Here is a 17562-nt window from a genome sequence, read left to right as displayed (position 1 = left end):
ATCTGGTTGAAATCTCATCATGACCTAACCCTGTTGAAGCATGATTTTTCCAAAACCGGCACCAGTGCTGCGTTGAGTCGATCTCCATCGTTGTCCACGGAACTTTCATGACGGGCGAATCTGCCATCTCTCGCGATCTGCCGACGAGTGTAAAATCGTCTTTCGGCGTGGCGTTGAGCACGGCGCCGATGGAAGCAAAGGCTGCCGACACGTTGCCGGCCGATGCTGGCCGGTGGCAATACGAACCCAAATGGGACGGGTTCCGCTGCCTGGCCTTTAAAGCCGGCGCGGCCGTGGAGTTGCGTGCAAAATCCGGCAAGCCGTTAGGGCGGTATTTCCCGGAAGTCGTCGCGATGTTGCATGAACTGAAAACAAAAGAGTTCGTGGTCGATGGTGAGATCGTCATCGAAATTGCAGGCTCTCTTTCTTTCGACGCCTTGCAGATGCGGCTGCATCCGGCGGAAAGCAGGATCCGGAAACTGTCGGTCGCGACGCCGGCAAAGCTGATCCTCTTTGACATGTTGGCGACCTCCGAGGGCGCCTTGATGCAGCAGCCGCTCTCGGTTCGGCGCGCTGCACTCGAACTGTTCGTGAAGTCGGCCGGGCGAAAGGATCTCGAACTGTCTCGGGCAACGCGTGATTTGGCGGCGGCAGGCAGATGGCTTGGCCAATCCGGACAAGGTTCGACCGACGGGGTCGTTGCCAAGCTTCTCGATGATGAATATCGGCCCGGCGAGCGCGCCATGGTCAAAGTCAAGCGCCTGCGCACGGCCGATTGTGTCGTCGGAGGGTTCCGCTACCTGGCGAATTCGCGTGAAGTCGGCTCCCTGTTGCTTGGCCTGTACAATGACCAGGGGCAACTCGACCATGTCGGGTTCACTTCGACGATCGCCCGGGAGGACAGGGCCAAGCTTACGCGACAACTTGAAGCTTTGCGATCGGCTCCTGGCTTTACGGGAAAAGCGCCGGGCGGTCCCAGTCGGTGGAGCACGGAAAGAAGCGGACAATGGGAGCCATTGCGGCCCGAACTGGTGGCGGAGGTGCGGTTCGATCATGTCACCGGCGATCGTTTCCGTCATGGCACCAAATTTCTGCGATGGCGTCCTGACAAAAGCCCGAAGCAATGCACGTTCGAACAGATACTTGGAAAATGAGGCTTGGCGAGGCGTCGATAGGTCCACACCATCGAGACCAAATCCGTCAAGCATTCGGCGCAGCCAAATCCAGTCGCATTTCACTGGCGATCTTGAACCCGGCGGCGAGATAAACGCCTTTGCAGGAGGATGCCGGACCAAACCCGTTGTTCAGTCTGTCACCACGCCTCGCTTTGGCGGATCACGGTTCTCGTCCGGATTAGGAACTGGCACTTCGTCGGGAAGAAGATCCGGCTCAGGCTCGCGTATGTCCGGCGTCCACGTCGGCGCATCCACTGGCGGCTCTTCGGTTGGCTCTGGTTTGGGGGGCACATCTATTCTCCGGGTTTCGCTTGGGCGTGGGGTTCGGCCCGCCACCGGTCGCGCGTCGCCGCGTCTGGAGGCGAAAGGGTCTTTTCACACCCCATGTATTTTTACCGATGGCCAGCGGTCCTGGGGCTTGTCGGCGCCCGATCAGAGTCCTGCGTTCCGGCTCCTTTGAGCGCAATGTTGGCATCCGCTGCCTCTGGCTCTTTGAGGACTGCCCTGTCGACGTTCTTGATCTCGGCCATAAGGCATCGTCCTTGGTGGCCAACGGGCAACCGCGAGAATTGTTCCGAGCTATTAAGGGCGGCTGGAGCTGCTGTGCGGACCTTCTGGCTGGGCAGTTATCAACTATGCTGTCTTGCGTTTCGGTGAGGCTCTCTTTGTGGATCTCGCCAGCCCTTCCTGTTTGAGGCTCTTCTTCAGCACCTCAGCGAGGTTGATGACATTCTCCTGTGGCCTTGGTGCGGGCTTCGGCAGCTTCTTGCCTTTGCGCTTTGCATCGATCATGGCGATCAGCGCGTCTTCATAGGTGTCTTCAAATTTCGAGGGATCGAAGGTCGTCACTTTTTTGTCAATAAGCATGCCGGCGATTTCGAGCAGATCGGGGTCGTATTTCTGCTTGGCCAATCCATCGAACACAGTGCTTTCCGAAACCATTTCGTTGTGGTTGCGAAGCTCGGTCATCACCATCCCCTTGCCATAGGGCTGAATCAGCACTTCGCGGCCGCGCTGGTAGAGCACCACGCAGGATCGAGCGGCCACGCCCTTGTTCTTCATGGCATCGCGGATCACTCCGTATGCTTCGATTGCGGCGCCGTCGGCCGGGATCAGATAGTAGGGCTTCTCGAGATAGCGCGTATCGATATCGTCAATCGATACGAATTCGCCGACTTCGAGCGTGTGCTTCGACGTCAGCTTCAACGCCTTTATGTCGTCAGGTTCGATCTGGAGAAATTCGTCCTTTTCGATCTCGAAACCCTTCACCTGATCCGCTGCATCCACCAGCTTTCCGGTCTCCTCGTCGGCGTAGACGCTCCTGACCGGCAGACCGTCCTTGCGGTTCAAAATCTTGAAATGGATCTTGGATGCTTCGCTGGTTGCGCCGACAATCTTCACGCCGCAAGTAACCGAACCAACCTTCAAGAAGCCCTTCCAGGCAGCACGTGGCGCGGCCATTTTGCGCTTATCCCGTTTCCAGCTAGGGCAACGCGTTTCCGTTCGAATTGTTCCTGCGGCGGGGGCTCGGTGCACCGTGAATGTCCGGTGGGGAAGTCCTGTCAGTCTCGACAGCCGGGCCGACGCCCTGCATCCGCAGGAACCGAACCGCACCATGAACATTGTCAGACACAGGCAGGAGAGTGTCATGCAAGTCGTTCGGACCGAAGTGGTGAATGCCAGGGCGCCAGACGGGCAGTCGGTTCGCCGGGTGATATTTTGCGGCGAGGGCGGCGACTGCGTTACGGTGGACATGGCAAACGTCGGGATACAAGCTGAAGATGACGTGCTTGCCCGCGCAAAGGCAATCCTGGTCCAGACAGCGACCTTTGATCTCGCAGCCAATGAATATGACGCGAGCAGCAACGGCAATTTCGACCAGGTCGAGATAACCTCTGCAAGCGACGGCGCCGGCGACGTATATGTCTTTGAGTATCGCGATGGCGAAACCAGCCGACGCATACCGCCGTCGAGGATGGCGAGCCTTGAGGCGGCCCGGTCCGAAGCTATCCGCTGCGCAATCGATCTTCTCGCCGACCTGCAGCCTGGCACGGACGCTCTGTCCGGCTGGCTTGTGAGGGTATCCAACGAAAACGGTGAATTGCTTTACACTGTTGATGTGGCTGAGGCCGATGCAGCGCGGCAGGCAGGCCAGTAACCCAAACCCGACGGAATCCACCAGTGGCCGCCCAAGGATTGATTCACGGACCAATAGGCGACGATGGCCTGCATCTGTGCGTCGACATGCAGCGCCTGTTTGCGCCGGGTGGACCTTGGCCCGTGCCGTGGGCTGAAAAGGTGGTCCCGGCGATCGAAGAACTGGTCGCCAGACATGCCAGCCGTACCCTGTTCACGCGCTTCATTCCTGCCGCCCGCCCGGGCGAGGCGCCGGGAATGTGGGCAAACTACTATCGTCGGTGGGCGGAGGTAACCCTTTCCAACATCGATCCGCGCCTGATCGAGCTGATGCCTCAACTTGCACGATTTGTACCGCCGGCGACGGTGGTCGACAAACACGTCTATTCGCCCTGGACCGAGGGGCGGCTCGACGCGCTGCTGAGTGGCTCCGGCGTGCGTGCGCTCGTGATCACCGGTGGCGAAACCGACGTTTGCGTTCTCGCGACCGTGCTTGGCGCCATCGATCGTGGCTTTCGCGTCATTCTCGTCACCGATGCCATCTGCAGCTCTGCCGACCAGACCCATGACGCACTGATGGAAGTCTACCATTCCCGCTTCAGTGAGCAGATTGAGGCGGCCAGCATGGCGGAGGTGTTGGAGTGTTGGCCACAACTCACTCGCTGATCTGGGGGCTTCAAGTGAAAGGGCCGACAATCGTCATTCTGGTCGGGTGGACTGTTTCAGTTGGCGGACGGCACTACAGTGAACCGGAAAACGTATAAGAACGGCACGATTGCCTGATCTGGTCGCTCGCGTGAATCAGTGTCTGGAAGCGTACAAAGCCTTGCAGAGCTATCGACAGCGCGGCCAACCGTCATAGAATGAACAGGATACAGCGCCGAAGACTCGATGCCGGCATCTAGCAATCGTTGCGAGACATCCGGCGCCTCTGCCGTCGGCCTTCCGCAGGGAGGATGATGTGCTGAAAACCGAAGTCATTGACCTTGAAACCTATAGCGCAGTCTACGCGGTGATCTCTGGCTATCGCGCTGACGACATTATCTCGACGGCGTTTGCGGTCGATGAAATCCGCGCAAGGTTTCCTGAGTGTCGCTGCGACGACGAGGAATTGGTCGGGCTTATGGTCCACGCCATGTCCGGCAAGAAAATTGCCGTGAGCTTCGACCACCGGGTGGAACCGGTCAGGCGGCGTGCTGCGCTGCCGATCGCTTCGGAGAGCAAAGGACTGCGATAATTGGACCACCATAGGTCCGTTGCAATTTTGGAAGACGAGGCGTTTATCGCGCTCGAACTTGAAGACATGTTGCGCGACGCGGGGTTCGACATCGCTGGGGTCTTTTCGTCCTGCGCCGACGCGCTGGAATGGTTCAGGGGCAGTTCTCCCGACATTGTTGTCATGGATATCGGCCTGGCGGATGGGGATTGCGTACGAATAGCTACGTTGCTTGACGGCCGAAACATCCCCTTTGTCGTCCATTCGGCAAACTACGCCAATTCGGGTTTTCACGATCCGATTTTCCTTCAAGGGACATGGGTCGCAAAGCCTGCCTCGCCTTCCGAGTTGCGCAACGCAATTCATGCCTCTCTGGCAATGGCAAACGGCTATGACGTGTCGTGGTCGGCTGAAGCAGGATAAATCCACAACCGCATCATGAAAATCCGGCGTTCAAACCAAGGCGCAACCGTCGGCCTGGAATTCACGGCACGATGGAACAAAATTGAAGATGCCGCGTTTGGGGTCTTGCGGCGCGATCCATCATTGGCCGCGGGGGCAACTTTATCCGTATAAATCCATAGGGCTGGGAGTGGCGCTGTGACCGTGCAGGCATCCAAGAAGCAATTGGACCGTCGAAGCATCCTGAATTCTCTGAAAGCCTTCCGGCGCGGCGATTTCTCCGTCCGCATCGACAATGTTTATGAAGGCCTCGATTCCGAGATAGCTGAGACTTTCAATGAGATCGCTGACCTCAACGACCAAGTGACGCGCGAGTTCGAGCGCTTGAGCCGGGTCGTCGGCAAGGAAGGGCGGATAGGCGAGCGCGGCCGGGTTCGCAATGCCACCGGCAGTTGGGAATCCAGTGTCCGTTCAGTCAATGATCTCATAGAAGACATGGTTCAGCCAACGGCTGAGGTTGCGCGCGTTATCGGCGCCGTCGCCAAGGGCGACCTGTCGCAGACCATGATGGTCGAAATTGATGGCCGACCGCTGCGTGGCGAATTCCTGCGCATCGGCAAGATCGTCAACACCATGGTCGGCCAGTTGGCCTCCTTCGCCTCCGAGGTGACGCGCGTGGCGCGCGAGGTCGGTACGGAAGGCAAGCTCGGCGGCCAGGCCCGGGTCAAGGGCGTCGCCGGCACGTGGAAAGATCTGACCGACAACGTCAACGCGATGGCCACGAACCTGACCGGGCAAGTGCGCAACATCGCGGAGGTTACGACCGCGGTTGCGTCGGGCGACCTGTCGAAGAAGATCACAGTCGATGTCAAGGGCGAAATCCTAGAACTGAAGAACACCATCAACACGATGGTGGACCAGCTCAATTCCTTCGCTTCGGAAGTCACGCGCGTGGCGCGCGAGGTCGGCACTGAAGGCAAGCTTGGCGGCCAGGCGCGCGTTGAGGGTGTTGGTGGTACGTGGAAGGATCTGACCGACAATGTGAATTCCATGGCCGAGAACCTGACTGGCCAGGTGCGCAACATCGCCGAAGTGACGACCGCGGTGGCTTTGGGCGACCTGTCGAAGAAAATTACGGTGGACGTGAAGGGCGAGATTCTCGAGCTGAAATCCACGATAAACACGATGGTGGACCAGCTGAATTCATTCGCGGGCGAGGTCACGCGCGTGGCACGCGAGGTTGGCACCGAAGGCAAGCTTGGCGGCCAGGCGCAGGTGCGCGGCGTCGCCGGCACCTGGAAGGACCTCACCGACAACGTCAACTCGATGGCCGAGAACCTGACCGGTCAGGTGCGCAATATCGCCGAGGTGACCACGGCGGTCGCGTCGGGCGATCTGTCCAAGAAGATCACGGTCGCCGTGCAAGGCGAAATCCTGGAACTCAAGGACACCATCAACACGATGGTCGACCAACTGAACTCCTTTGCCTCGGAAGTGACGCGCGTGGCACGCGAGGTCGGCACCGAAGGCAAGCTGGGCGGCCAGGCAGAGGTGAGGGGCGTCGGCGGCACATGGAAGGATTTGACCGACAACGTCAATCTCATGGCCGCCAACCTGACTGGCCAGGTTCGAAACATCGCAGAAGTCACCACCGCCGTGGCGCGCGGCGACCTGTCGAAGAAGATCACCGTCGACGTCAAAGGCGAGATCCTGGAGCTCAAGGACACCGTCAACACGATGGTCGACCAACTGAACTCCTTCGCCTCTGAGGTCACGCGTGTGGCCCGCGAAGTGGGATCGGAAGGCAAGCTTGGTGGCCAGGCGCATGTCGAAGGCGTCGGTGGCACCTGGAAGGATCTGACCGACAACGTCAACGCCATGGCCGGCAATTTGACGGTGCAATTGCGCGACGTGTCGAAGGTGGCAACGGCCATTGCGACCGGCGACTTGACCCAGAAGATCACCGTCGACGCGCTGGGCGAGATCTTGCAGATCAAGGACGTCATCAACACGATGGTCGACCAGCTCAATTCCTTCGCTTCGGAAGTGACGCGTGTGGCGCGCGAGGTCGGCTCCGACGGCAAGCTTGGCGGCCAGGCGCAGGTGCGGGGCATAGGCGGCACGTGGAAGGATCTGACCGAAAACGTCAACGCCATGGCAGCCAACCTGACCGGCCAGGTGCGCAACATCGCCGAGGTGACCACCGCCGTGGCGCTCGGGGACCTTTCGAAGAAGATCACCGTCGATGTCCGCGGCGAGATCCTGGAGCTGAAGGACACCATCAACACAATGGTGGACCAGCTTAATTCCTTCGCTTCGGAAGTCACGCGCGTGGCACGCGAGGTCGGCACGGAAGGCAAGTTGGGAGGCCAGGCGCAGGTGCGCGGCGTTGCCGGCACGTGGAAGGATCTCACAGACAATGTGAACTCGATGGCAGAGAATCTGACCGGCCAGGTGCGCAACATCGCCGAAGTCACGACCGCCGTGGCGCGCGGCGACCTGTCGAAGAAGATCACCGTCGATGTGAAGGGCGAAATCCTGGAGCTCAAGTCGACCATCAACACCATGGTGGACCAGTTGAACTCCTTCGCCGGCGAGGTCACCCGAGTCGCGCGTGAGGTTGGCACCGAGGGCAAGCTTGGTGGCCAGGCGCGCGTCGAAGGTGTTGCCGGTACCTGGAAGGACCTGACCGACAACGTCAACCTGATGGCGACGAACTTGACCAATCAGGTGCGCGGCATCGCCGATGTCGTGACGGCGGTCGCGCAAGGCAATCTCAGGCGCAAACTGACGGTCGACGCGAAGGGAGAGATCGCCCTGCTGGCCGACACCATCAACGGCATGATCGAGACGCTTGCCACCTTTGCCGACCAGGTGACCAACGTCGCCCGTGAGGTGGGCATCGAGGGTAAGCTCGGTGGTCAGGCGCGTGTGCCAGGTGCCGCCGGCCTCTGGCGCGACCTGACCGACAATGTCAATCAACTCGCTGCCAATCTGACCACCCAGGTGCGTGCCATCGCCGAGGTTTCGACGGCGGTGACCAAGGGCGATCTTACCCGTTCGATCAGCGTCGAAGCGTCCGGCGAGGTCGCCGCGCTAAAAGACAACATCAACGAAATGATCCGCAATCTGAAGGATCAGACGCTGAAGAATGCCGAGCAGGACTGGTTGAAGACCAATCTCGCCCGGTTTTCGCGCATGCTGCAAGGCGAGCGCGATCTTGCCACCGTCTCGCGGCTCATCATGTCCGAACTCGCTCCTCTGGTGAACGCCCAGTATGGGGTGTTCTACGTCACCAATCGCGACGAGGAGGAATCCTATCTTGAGCTGGCGGCTTCCTATGGCGCCGAGAGCAAAGCTGCCATCAAGCAGCGGCTTGATCTGCGAGAGGGCCTGGTTGGGCAAAGTGCCGCCGACAAGCGCGCCATCATGCTGGACAATGTGCCGCCAGAATTCCTTCGGGTCACATCTGGTCTTGGCAGCGCCTCGCCAGCCAATGTCATCATCCTGCCTGCCCTGTTCGAGGATGAAGTCAAAGCCGTCATCGAGCTCGCCTCGTTCGGCGAGTTTCGTGACACACACCAGTCGTTCCTCAACCAGCTCATGGAATCCGTCGGCATCGTTCTCAACACCATCGCTGCGACGATGCGCACGGAGGGCCTGCTCAAGCAGTCGCAACTGCTGACGTCGGAATTGCAAGCGCGTCAAACCGAGCTGACAAAAAAGCAGGAAGAGCTGCATGCGACGAACGAGGAACTGCAGGAAAAGGCGCAGCTGCTCGAGAACGAAAAGAAGCAGGTCGAAAACAAGAATCTCGAAATCGAGATGGCGCGACGCGCGCTGGAGGAGAAAGCCGAGCAACTGGCACTCACGTCGAAATACAAGTCCGAGTTCCTGGCCAATATGAGCCACGAACTGCGCACGCCGCTCAATTCGCTGCTCATTTTGTCAAACCTGCTGGCGACCAACCAGCACGGCAACCTCAACGAAAAACAGGTAGAGTTCGCCCGCACCATCAATTCGGCAGGAACCGATCTTCTCAGCCTCATCAACGATATCCTCGATCTGTCGAAGATCGAGTCGGGCACTGTTTCCATCGACATCAACGATATGCCGGTGACGCATCTTCGCCAGCACATGGAACGAACTTTTCGTCAGCTGGCAGCCGACAAGGGACTTGGCTTCACCATCAAGGTCGATCCGGCGCTTCCCGACACGGTCCGCACAGATGAGAAACGCTTGCAGCAGATTGTCCTCAACCTGCTTTCCAACGCATTCAAATTCACCTCGGAAGGCGAGGTCAGCCTGAACTTCCGGGTTGAAAAGGCCGGCCGCCGCAATGGCGCGACGCAGCCGGTGAAGGCTCTCGCGATCGCCGTCACCGACACCGGCATTGGCATTCCAGAAGACAAACAGAAGCTGATTTTCGAGGCCTTCCAGCAGGCCGACGGCACCACCAGCCGCAAGTATGGCGGCACCGGCCTTGGGCTCTCGATCAGCCGCGAGATCGCTCGCTTGCTTGGCGGCGAATTGCGGGTCGAAAGCACGCCGGGCAAGGGGTCGACATTTACCCTCATCATCCCGTTCGACGGCCCCCGCGTGACGACAGTACAGTCGACCCTGGCTCCGGCGGCGGAGGCGGTTGCTGCGACAGCTCTGCTCAGCAGTCCGGCCTCGGCAGAGCTGATCGACGACCGCGATTCAATCCTACCCACCGATCGGATCGTGTTGATCGTCGAGGACGACCCGACCTTTGGCGGGTTGCTGCTCGGCCTCGCCCGGTCGGCCGGGCTGAAAGGCGTTCTGTCGAATGCAGGTTCCGGCACGCTGGCATTGGCCCGCAAGCTCGTTCCCGACGCAATCACGCTTGATCTCGGGCTTTCGGATATCGATGGCTGGGTGCTTTTCGATCTGCTGCGGCATGACCAGAAGACGAGGGGAATTCCCATCCATGTCATCTCGGGTGCCGAAGACATCGACAGTCTCGCACGCAAGGGGGCGTCCAGCATTTCCACCAAGCCCGTTTCCTCGGACGAGCTGATGAAGGTGTTTCAGGATATCCACTCGAAGAAGCTCCGCGTTCAGCGCCGCGTTCTGGTCGTGGACCCTGACCCGGAGCGGCGTCTGGCGCTGGTCGAGGCAATCCGCGACGGCGTAACGTCGGTCACCGCGATCGGTCGAGTTGCGGCAAATGCAGAAGACGTTGGCCTCGCCTCCTATGATGCCGTCGTGCTCGGCTTTGGACGCTCCGCCAAGGACAACGCAAAGGCGCTGGACGAGATCACCGGCCACTTCGGCGAAGCCTTGCCGCAGCTGCTGTTCTTTACGCCTCACCCGGACGCGCTTGAACAGGTACTGGCGTTGAACCCGGCCTTGGCGGAAGCACCGCGGGCGGAGAACTTCGCTCAATTGGCGCTGCATATTTCGGCAACGCTGCCGGGAGAAGGTCGCCAAGAGGCCTGGGCAGGAACTGAACACAACGGCAAGTCCGATCTCGCCGGGGCGAAAGTTCTCATCGTCGACGACGACATTCGCAATATCTATTCGCTCACCAGTGTTCTGGAGACCTATGACATACAGGTTCTGCATGCCGAGCGGGGCCGTGATGGCATGGCGCTTCTTGAACAGGCGCCCGATGTCGACGTGGCATTGATCGATATCATGATGCCGGAGATGGACGGCTACGAGACGATGCGGCGGATTCGCGGCACACCGGCGATTGCTCATATCCCGCTGATTTCCGTCACCGCAAAGGCGATGAAGGGGGATCGGCAAAAATGTCTGGATGCCGGGGCTTCCGACTACATCGCCAAACCCGTCGACCTGGATCTCCTGCTGGCGCTGCTTCGTGTCTGGATCGGGCGTGCCCGATCCCGTGTCGAGAGCCCGGAAAAACTTCTCCTGGCAGCGAACTGACGGCCGTTCGATGCAAAAGCTGGCAAGAAACAGGGTAAGGAAACTTGAGGTGGCAGCTCTTGCCGAAGGGCCGGCAAGAGCCCGCATCCTGGCGGTGGACGACGATGAGCGCAATCTGCTGGCGATCAGCGAAGTGCTCGCGACTATCGGAGAGGTCATCTGCGCCCAATCGGGCGAAGAGGCTCTGCGCTTTCTGCTGAAAGAGGAGTTCGCCGTCATTCTCCTGGATGTCCTCATGCCAGGGTTGGACGGGTATGAAACGGCCGCACTTATCCGCCAGCGCGAGCAATCCAAGCGCACCCCAATCATCTTCTTGACCGCCATCAACAAGGAGGATGCGCATATGCTGCGCGGCTATGATGCCGGCGCGGTCGACTATGTGTTCAAGCCATTTGATCCGATCATGCTGCGTTCGAAAGTCGCGGTTTTCGTCGAACTCCACGAGAAGACGCTCGAGATCCAGCGCAAGGCGGAGGTCGAGCAGGGACTATTGGCGCAGGCGTTGCAGGCGCACAAGGACAAGCTTCAGGCCGAACGCGCGCTGCGCAGCGCCGAGCAACGGCAGGATGCCATCCTGAATTCGTTGCCGGTCTGCTTTCATGCTCGGGCAGCCGAGCCGCCCTTCGCGGCGCGCTTTGTTACCGAGGGCGTCGAGCGCTTGACCGGCTTTGCGCCTGAATACCTGACATCGGATCCGGAGTTCGGTCTCAGCCGCGTTCATCCCGACGACCTGCCGCGATTGAAGCAAGCGCTGCTGGCGGCCAAAACCACTGGCTCCTATACGTGCGAGTTCCGCTGGCATTGCGCCAATGGCGAGTATCGCATCTTTCTCGACCAGGGCGTGATGTCGGACGGCTCAGATGGCCGTGAACCGGAAATCATCGGCACATTGCTTGACATCACCGAGCGGCGCGGTCTTGAGGATCAGCTGCTTCAATCCCAGCGCATCGACGCTATCGGCAAGCTAACCGGCGGCCTGGCGCATGATTTCAACAACCTGCTCGCCGCAATTCTCAGTGGGTTAGGGCTGCTTGAACGCCGGGCTACGTTGGATGATCAGGCGCAACAGGTACTCGACCTGACGCGGCGTTCTGCAAGACAAGGCGCTGACCTTGTCGCGCGAATGCTGGCATTCTCGCGGCGCCAGACCCTGAAGCCGGAAGCGGTGCGCCTTGCTGCGCTGGGCGACACGATGAACGGATTGGTGGCGCCCGTGCTGGGGGGGTTGATCCGTTTCGACTGGCAGATCGATGACACGATCTGGCCGGTGCATGTCGATGCAGGCCAACTTGAATTGGCCTTGATGAATCTGGTTTTCAACGCGCGTGACGCCATGCCCTCTGGCGGGACAATAACCGTGCATGCGCAGAATCGATCGATCGGGACGCCAACAGAGGATATTCCGCCGGGCGACTATGTCATGATCGCCGTCAAGGACACCGGATCCGGCATACCACCCGATCTTGTCGCCAAGGTCGTCGAACCGTTCTTCACCACCAAGCCGGTCGGTAAGGGAACGGGCCTCGGTCTCAGCACGGTCTACGGCTTCATGAAGCAGTCAGGTGGGACACTTCGCATAGAAAGCGTCGTCAACCGCGGAACTACCATGCAACTCTGGCTGCCACGTTCGACCGAACAGCCGGTGGATCCTGCGGTGGAACCCGACATTGAACGAGCGTTCGCCGATGCCGGAATGGAGCACCCATCAATCCTCCTGATCGACGACAGCCATGTTTTGCGGCAATTGACCGCCGAGTCCCTTCGCCAGCGCGGTTTCGAGGTGACCTGCGCGGGAGGAGGGGCGGAGGCGCTGGCCATGATGGAGCGCACTCCCGACAAGTTCGACGTCATTATCACCGACTTCGCCATGCCACTCGTATCCGGCGTCGACGTAATCCGCTTCGCGCGCAATTTGCGCTCGGACTGGCCAGCGGTCATGATCACGGGCTATGCCGATGCCCGGGAGATTGCCGATCGGCCAGCCGACGTGCCCTTGCTCGGCAAGCCCTTCCGCGACGAGGATCTGTTCGAAGCGATTTTCTTCGCGATAGAGAATACGGCCCCCCAAAGGATCAAAACCGGCTAGCGCTTAGGGATTGTCGACGGTCTGGCGACGTCGGCAGGCCGGGCAGATCGAGACCGCACTTTCGGGGCACGGCGACAAGGGCCGCATTCCTGATCGGCAATCTGGGTCGTTCGCGGCGCTACCAGCGCTCCTCGGTGTCGCGGTCCGGTAGGTCTATTCCGCAGCACACCCAACCAAGGCGCTGCGCTGAACCGTAGTTGTACCGAGGCACCAGGTGAGCCGGATCATCGAAGGTACCGACGTGCAGCGCGATCTCGGTTGGCGACGCGTCGTAGCAAAGGCTGAGCGGCGACCCGCATTCTGGGCAGAAGCCTCTTTGCGCGATCGGCGAAGACCTTCGATATGTTGGCGTTCCGGAATTCCAGCTCAGGCTTTGGCAGGGCATCCAGGCAAGAACTGCAAACGCGCTGCCGGTCGCTCGTCTGCACATATCGCAGTGGCAGTAGTGAACCCTCGGTTCGATCCCGGCGCTGAATCGGATCCTGCCACAGAGACATCCGCCCTTGATGGCCAAGGAGCCGGGTAGGCGCTTGCCAACCTCACGCATCAAGATCGATCAAGGCGGCGCCGAACGCTCCGATCGCAGTCAAAGAGGCACTGCCGATGTTCTTGTCGGCGATGCTCTTGTCGGTTGCGAAGGCGGTCAGCGAGCTTGGGTTTCATGGCGTTCCGAACCTGTTGCGGGGCAGTTAATGGGCATGGTGCTCGGCATTCCGCTTGCGTGTTGCCGCTGCCTTCTTTGCCGATTCCGATCGGCTTGCGGCTGACCGTGAAGCCGATGCCTTGCCGCCGCTTTTCCCACCCTTGTGGGCCGCGGGGTGTCCGGTGTGTTTACCACGACCCGAGCCGCCTTCTTTCTTGCCGCCGCCATCGTCCTTGTTGACGGTCGCCCATGCCCGGCGCTCAGATTCCTTCTCGGAAACACCGCGCTTCTCATAGCCTGCGGCAATGTGGTCGGCTTTGCGTTCCTGTTTGTCGCTGTATTTCGATTTGTCGCCTCGTGGCATGGTCGTTCTCCTGGCTCAATGATGTTTGAACGGTATGCCGGCGGGAGAGTTCCAAGCGGAAATTCAGAAAATTGAAAACGCGAGCGAGGATTTCGACCAACACGGAGCGTTATTGCTCCGGAGCCGTGGCGGGTGCCGTGTAGCGGCGGCGCACGGCACCGATCACGCGTTTCTTGAAGCGATCGAGCGCGGCAAGCGTCTCCCTGGAGACGACGTCTCCGCGTGCCGTCTACTCGGTAGCCCAATGCAACGAAATACGTTCCGCGACCTCAGTAGCCACCGACCACCGGCAGGATCTCTCCCGTGATGTAACTCGAGCAATGCGACGAGGCGAGGAACACGTAAGCCGGGGCAAGTTCTTCCGGTTGCGCTGGCCGTTTCATCGGCGTATCCGCGCCGAATTTCGAGACGTCGTCGGCTTCCTTGTCCGAAGGGTTGAGCGGCGTCCACACCGGACCTGGCGCGACCGCGTTTACCCGGATGCCCTTGCCGACCAGATTGCCCGAAAGCGCTCGCGTGAAGGCATGAATGCCGCCCTTGGTCATCGAATAGTCAACCAGTTGCTTGGAACCGTCGATGCCGGTCACCGAACCGGTATTGATGATCGCGGAGCCCGGCTCCATGTGCGGCACGCTCTCCTGCGCCATATGAAAATAGCCGTAAAGATTGGTCTTCAGCGTCGTGTCGAAATGTTCCTCGGTCAGGTCGTTGAAGTCACTGGAATGGATTTGGAAAGCGGCGTTGTTGACCAGCACGTCGATCCTGCCGAATTTTTCGACCGTCAGCGCCACGGCGTTGCGGCAATGCTCGCGTTCACTGACATCGGCTTTTATCAGTATGCAACGCCGGCCTTCCTTTTCGACGGCGTTTTTGGTCGCTTCGGCGTCCCTGTCTTCACTCAAGTATACGATCGCAATGTCGGCGCCCTCGCGGGCGAACAAGACTGCCACCGAACGGCCGATGCCGGAATCGCCACCCGTGATAAGCGCTACCTTGTCATCGAGTTTTTTCGATCCGAGGTAGTAAGGCGCATCGTAGAGCGGAGCGGGCTCGATCGCCCATTCATGCCCCGGTTTGGGTTGATGCTGCTCGGGAAAAGGTGGCTCGGGATATTTGCGGGCGCCGGCTTGCATCGCTTGTTGCATTTTGCCAATGCTCTTCGTCTCGTCTTTGGCGTCGATACCACGCTGGATATGGCGTTGCTTGGCGGCTTCGGCTGAAGTCTGCGACTTAGTCTGCATGGCTTTCTCCTGTGCTCGGAGAACGAACAACGCATGCCGGGCAAAAAAGTTTGCGCAAATATCTCGATCCCGAAAGGGCTCGCCATTGCGAACAGCCTGCGAGGGGCGTGGAGCATTGGTCGTCAATAAGATCGGAATTGCCATGCCGGTGCCGTTCACACAAACACCACATTCATTACCCGCTCAAAGCACGCTCTTTTCAGAGCCATAGGGTTTGGCAATGCGGACCATGCCTTTCGTCCGAAGGCGCTGGTATAAATAGAAAATCGTCATCAAGCCGATTGCTGCTCCAGCACCAAGACACAGCGCGAGCAATAGTTCTGCACCGACACCAAACGCAAGCAGAGTAACGCCCGCCGCAGCGACGATGGCATTTATGAATGCGATCATAGTAGCTGCAGTGGTCAGGTACGCCAGGAGAGGCCCAGTACGAAGAGAAGGTTCGGCGTCATTTTCGGCCAGCGACCGAATTCCTTGGAAAACTGGAAGGCAGCCTCGTCGCCCAAAGTTCGATAGTAGGCTCTGATCCGGGCAATGCCGATATGGGCCTGCATGTTCTCAGCGGCGATGTCGACCAACCTCAAGACGGTAAAGGCACCCAGTAAAAAGACCGATGGCAGCACAACCGCGACAAACGGCAGGAAGAACTCGGAGGACTGCGTAACAAAGCCCGTTGCCACCAGAGCGCTCGACAGAGCCATAATGTAGATGGTCGTCCGCGACGCCATTTCACTTATGGACGTGCTGATCGCTGTCTGCTGCACGAAATGCTCTGTCGTCAGGGCCGCGAGAAACGAAGCATCGGGTGTCGGCGTGTCAGCCATGGAGTATGCTCCTGTCGGGTCGACCTGAGTTTTTCTTCGATATAGCGCTTGCGAGGCTGGCCGCCACTGGACGCTCCCGACGTCTGACCCATGCCGGTTTTATTGTGCCATATCCAGCGAGCCCGCATCACCGATCAGAAAGGGCCGATCATGTGGTCAGCAGACGCTGGCCATATCGCAGGCGAAATGTCTGCCGCGGTCAATCTGTATGGCCTCCTGTTGGGGATCCGGGTCGAAGCGCATTCGCGGCGCGGTTGCAGTTGGGAGCGGTTCCGCGGCGGCGCTGATGCGAGTTCGCGCATTCGTGGCAGCGGCCTCGAAACAAATTCGGTCTCTAGGCCGGCAACGCGAATTCACCGGCAAGTTCAATGGTGCGGGCTTGCGGGCCGACTTTTCGGTGGCGAAGCCCATGACCACGGTCCACCAGACTCATAAATCAGCAGCCCGGATCCTGCCTACTGCGGTATCTCCAGGCCCTGCCGCAATCCTGTCGCGACGACTGAGACCCTGAATTTTCCGGCGAGTGCCCGGTCGAATATGGCGCCGACGATGATGTCGGCCTCGGCGTCGACCTCCTCGCGGATGCGGGTGGCGGCCTCATCGACTTCGAACAGCGTCATGTCCATGCCGCCCGAGATCGAGACCAGGACGCCCTTGGCGCCGATCATCGAGGCTTCGTCGAGAAGCGGGTTTGCTATCGCCGCTTCGGCGGCCTTCCTGGCGCGGTCCTCGCCCGTGGCTTCCCCGGTACCCATCATTGCGCGACCCATGTCGCGCATCACCGACTTCACGTCGGCGAAGTCGAGATTGATCAGCCCCTCCTTGACGATGAGATCGGTTATGCAGCCGACGCCGGAATAAAGGACGCGATCAGCCATGGCGAAGGCGTCCGCGAAAGTCGTCTTTGCGTCGGCGATCCTGAAGAGGTTCTGGTTCGGAATAACGATCACGGTATCGGCGCATTCGCGAAGCTGCTCGATGCCCTCTTCGGCGGCTTGCATGCGGCGCTTCCCTTCGAAGGTGAACGGCTTGGTGACGACGGCCACGGTCAGGATGCCGGCTGCCCGTGCAGCGTTCGCTATGACGGGCGCGGCACCGGTTCCAGTTCCGCCTCCCATGCCGGCGGTCACGAAGCACATATGGGTTCCCGCAAGGTGGTCCCTGATCTCGTCGATCGATTCCTCGGCTGCCGCGCGGCCGACCGCGGGCAGCGACCCGGCGCCCAGGCCTTCCGTGACATGGGCGCCCAGCTGGATCAGCCGCGATGCTTTCGACATGGTCAGTGCCTGGGCATCGGTGTTGGCGACGATGAACTCCGCACCCTGCAGATTTTCGGCAATCATGTTGTTGACCGCGTTGCCGCCGCCACCGCCCACACCGATAACGGTTATCTTCGGCCGCATTTCCGAGATGACGGGCCTTGCCGCGGTGCTCATCGTCTTGTCTCCTTGGAATTGATCGACAAAAAAGTTCCCGGAACGCGCCGCTTGAACACGCCAGGTGCAAGAATCAGGTTCTATCGCCTTGGCACAGGGAATCAGAGGGTGAACTTTGCGGCA

14 protein-coding genes are annotated in these 17562 nt (G+C 59.8%); 7 read left to right on the top strand and 7 right to left on the bottom strand.

Features of this window, described 5'->3' with window-relative positions:
* Positions 1 to 107 precede the first annotated feature (107 nt).
* The gene (locus NKI32_RS18980) at positions 108 to 1154 is read left to right on the top strand and encodes an ATP-dependent DNA ligase (protein ID WP_023826403.1); all 1047 of its coding nucleotides are present in this window, start codon (positions 108 to 110) and stop codon (positions 1152 to 1154) included.
* 654 nt (positions 1155 to 1808) lie between these two features.
* Here NKI32_RS18980 and ku read toward each other — a convergent pair.
* On the bottom strand, positions 1809 to 2798 hold the full coding sequence (gene ku / locus NKI32_RS18975) for a non-homologous end joining protein Ku (protein ID WP_502897966.1): 990 nt from the start codon (positions 2796 to 2798) through the stop codon (positions 1809 to 1811).
* Here ku and NKI32_RS18970 point away from each other — a divergent pair.
* The 6 genes from NKI32_RS18970 to NKI32_RS18945 all read left to right on the top strand — a co-directional run bounded on the left by NKI32_RS18970 (position 2791) and on the right by NKI32_RS18945 (position 12931).
* Entirely contained in the window at positions 2791 to 3333 is a 543-nt protein-coding gene (locus NKI32_RS18970; RefSeq protein WP_023700055.1) for a DUF6894 family protein, read from the top strand. The genes ku and NKI32_RS18970 overlap by 8 nt on opposite strands.
* Positions 3334 to 3356: 23 nt before the next feature.
* Positions 3357 to 3977, top strand: a complete 621-nt coding sequence (locus tag NKI32_RS18965; protein WP_023687850.1) for a cysteine hydrolase family protein — start codon at positions 3357 to 3359, stop codon at positions 3975 to 3977.
* Between the two features lie 295 nt (positions 3978 to 4272).
* Positions 4273 to 4548, top strand: coding sequence for a hypothetical protein (locus tag NKI32_RS18960; protein WP_023725485.1), 276 nt, complete (start codon positions 4273 to 4275; stop codon positions 4546 to 4548).
* Positions 4549 to 4950, top strand: coding sequence for a response regulator (locus tag NKI32_RS18955; RefSeq protein WP_353003162.1), 402 nt, complete (start codon positions 4549 to 4551; stop codon positions 4948 to 4950). It abuts the gene before it with no gap.
* Positions 4951 to 5133: 183 nt separating this feature from the next.
* Positions 5134 to 10845 (top strand): HAMP domain-containing protein, encoded by a 5712-nt coding sequence (locus NKI32_RS18950; protein WP_353003219.1) that lies wholly within the window; start codon positions 5134 to 5136, stop codon positions 10843 to 10845.
* Between the two features lie 10 nt (positions 10846 to 10855).
* Positions 10856 to 12931 (top strand): PAS domain-containing hybrid sensor histidine kinase/response regulator, encoded by a 2076-nt coding sequence (locus NKI32_RS18945; protein WP_353003161.1) that lies wholly within the window; start codon positions 10856 to 10858, stop codon positions 12929 to 12931.
* A gap of 118 nt (positions 12932 to 13049) precedes the next feature.
* On the opposite strand, the gene NKI32_RS18940 is transcribed toward NKI32_RS18945, so the two are convergent.
* The 6 genes from NKI32_RS18940 to ftsZ form a co-directional block, all read right to left on the bottom strand.
* Positions 13050 to 13478 carry a GFA family protein gene (locus NKI32_RS18940; protein WP_081731301.1) on the bottom strand — a complete coding sequence of 143 codons (429 nt, stop codon included), beginning with the start codon at positions 13476 to 13478 and terminating at the stop codon, positions 13050 to 13052.
* A gap of 142 nt (positions 13479 to 13620) precedes the next feature.
* Positions 13621 to 13938 (bottom strand): hypothetical protein, encoded by a 318-nt coding sequence (locus NKI32_RS18935; RefSeq protein ID WP_023687854.1) that lies wholly within the window; start codon positions 13936 to 13938, stop codon positions 13621 to 13623.
* A 269-nt stretch (positions 13939 to 14207) separates the two neighbouring features.
* Positions 14208 to 15179: an SDR family oxidoreductase gene (locus NKI32_RS18930; RefSeq protein WP_023668089.1), complete on the bottom strand. Its 972-nt coding sequence runs from the start codon at positions 15177 to 15179 to the stop codon at positions 14208 to 14210.
* Positions 15180 to 15362: 183 nt separating this feature from the next.
* Entirely contained in the window at positions 15363 to 15569 is a 207-nt protein-coding gene (locus NKI32_RS18925) for a hypothetical protein (protein ID WP_353003160.1), read from the bottom strand.
* Positions 15570 to 15583: 14 nt separating this feature from the next.
* Positions 15584 to 16003 (bottom strand): hypothetical protein, encoded by a 420-nt coding sequence (locus NKI32_RS18920; RefSeq protein ID WP_353003159.1) that lies wholly within the window; start codon positions 16001 to 16003, stop codon positions 15584 to 15586.
* A gap of 455 nt (positions 16004 to 16458) precedes the next feature.
* Positions 16459 to 17439 carry a cell division protein FtsZ gene (gene ftsZ / locus NKI32_RS18915; RefSeq protein WP_031246157.1) on the bottom strand — a complete coding sequence of 327 codons (981 nt, stop codon included), beginning with the start codon at positions 17437 to 17439 and terminating at the stop codon, positions 16459 to 16461.
* Positions 17440 to 17562: the final 123 nt, after the last annotated feature.

Source organism: Mesorhizobium sp. M0761, assembly GCF_040320205.1.
GTDB lineage: Bacteria > Pseudomonadota > Alphaproteobacteria > Rhizobiales > Rhizobiaceae > Mesorhizobium.
Note: the sequence above shows the minus strand (reverse complement) of the source record. Positions and strands in the feature narration are given on the sequence as shown.

Coding starts and splice junctions, on each gene's coding strand:
- NKI32_RS18980 (WP_023826403.1), top strand. CDS start 108: ATGACGGGCGAATCTGCCATCTCTCGCGATCTGCCGACGAGTGTAAAA.
- NKI32_RS18970 (WP_023700055.1), top strand. CDS start 2,791: ATGAACATTGTCAGACACAGGCAGGAGAGTGTCATGCAAGTCGTTCGG.
- ku (WP_502897966.1), bottom strand. CDS start 2,798: ATGTTCATGGTGCGGTTCGGTTCCTGCGGATGCAGGGCGTCGGCCCGG.
- NKI32_RS18945 (WP_353003161.1), top strand. CDS start 10,856: ATGCAAAAGCTGGCAAGAAACAGGGTAAGGAAACTTGAGGTGGCAGCT.
- NKI32_RS18940 (WP_081731301.1), bottom strand. CDS start 13,478: ATGCGTGAGGTTGGCAAGCGCCTACCCGGCTCCTTGGCCATCAAGGGC.
- NKI32_RS18935 (WP_023687854.1), bottom strand. CDS start 13,938: ATGCCACGAGGCGACAAATCGAAATACAGCGACAAACAGGAACGCAAA.
- NKI32_RS18930 (WP_023668089.1), bottom strand. CDS start 15,179: ATGCAGACTAAGTCGCAGACTTCAGCCGAAGCCGCCAAGCAACGCCAT.
- NKI32_RS18925 (WP_353003160.1), bottom strand. CDS start 15,569: ATGATCGCATTCATAAATGCCATCGTCGCTGCGGCGGGCGTTACTCTG.
- NKI32_RS18920 (WP_353003159.1), bottom strand. CDS start 16,003: ATGGCTGACACGCCGACACCCGATGCTTCGTTTCTCGCGGCCCTGACG.
- ftsZ (WP_031246157.1), bottom strand. CDS start 17,439: ATGAGCACCGCGGCAAGGCCCGTCATCTCGGAAATGCGGCCGAAGATA.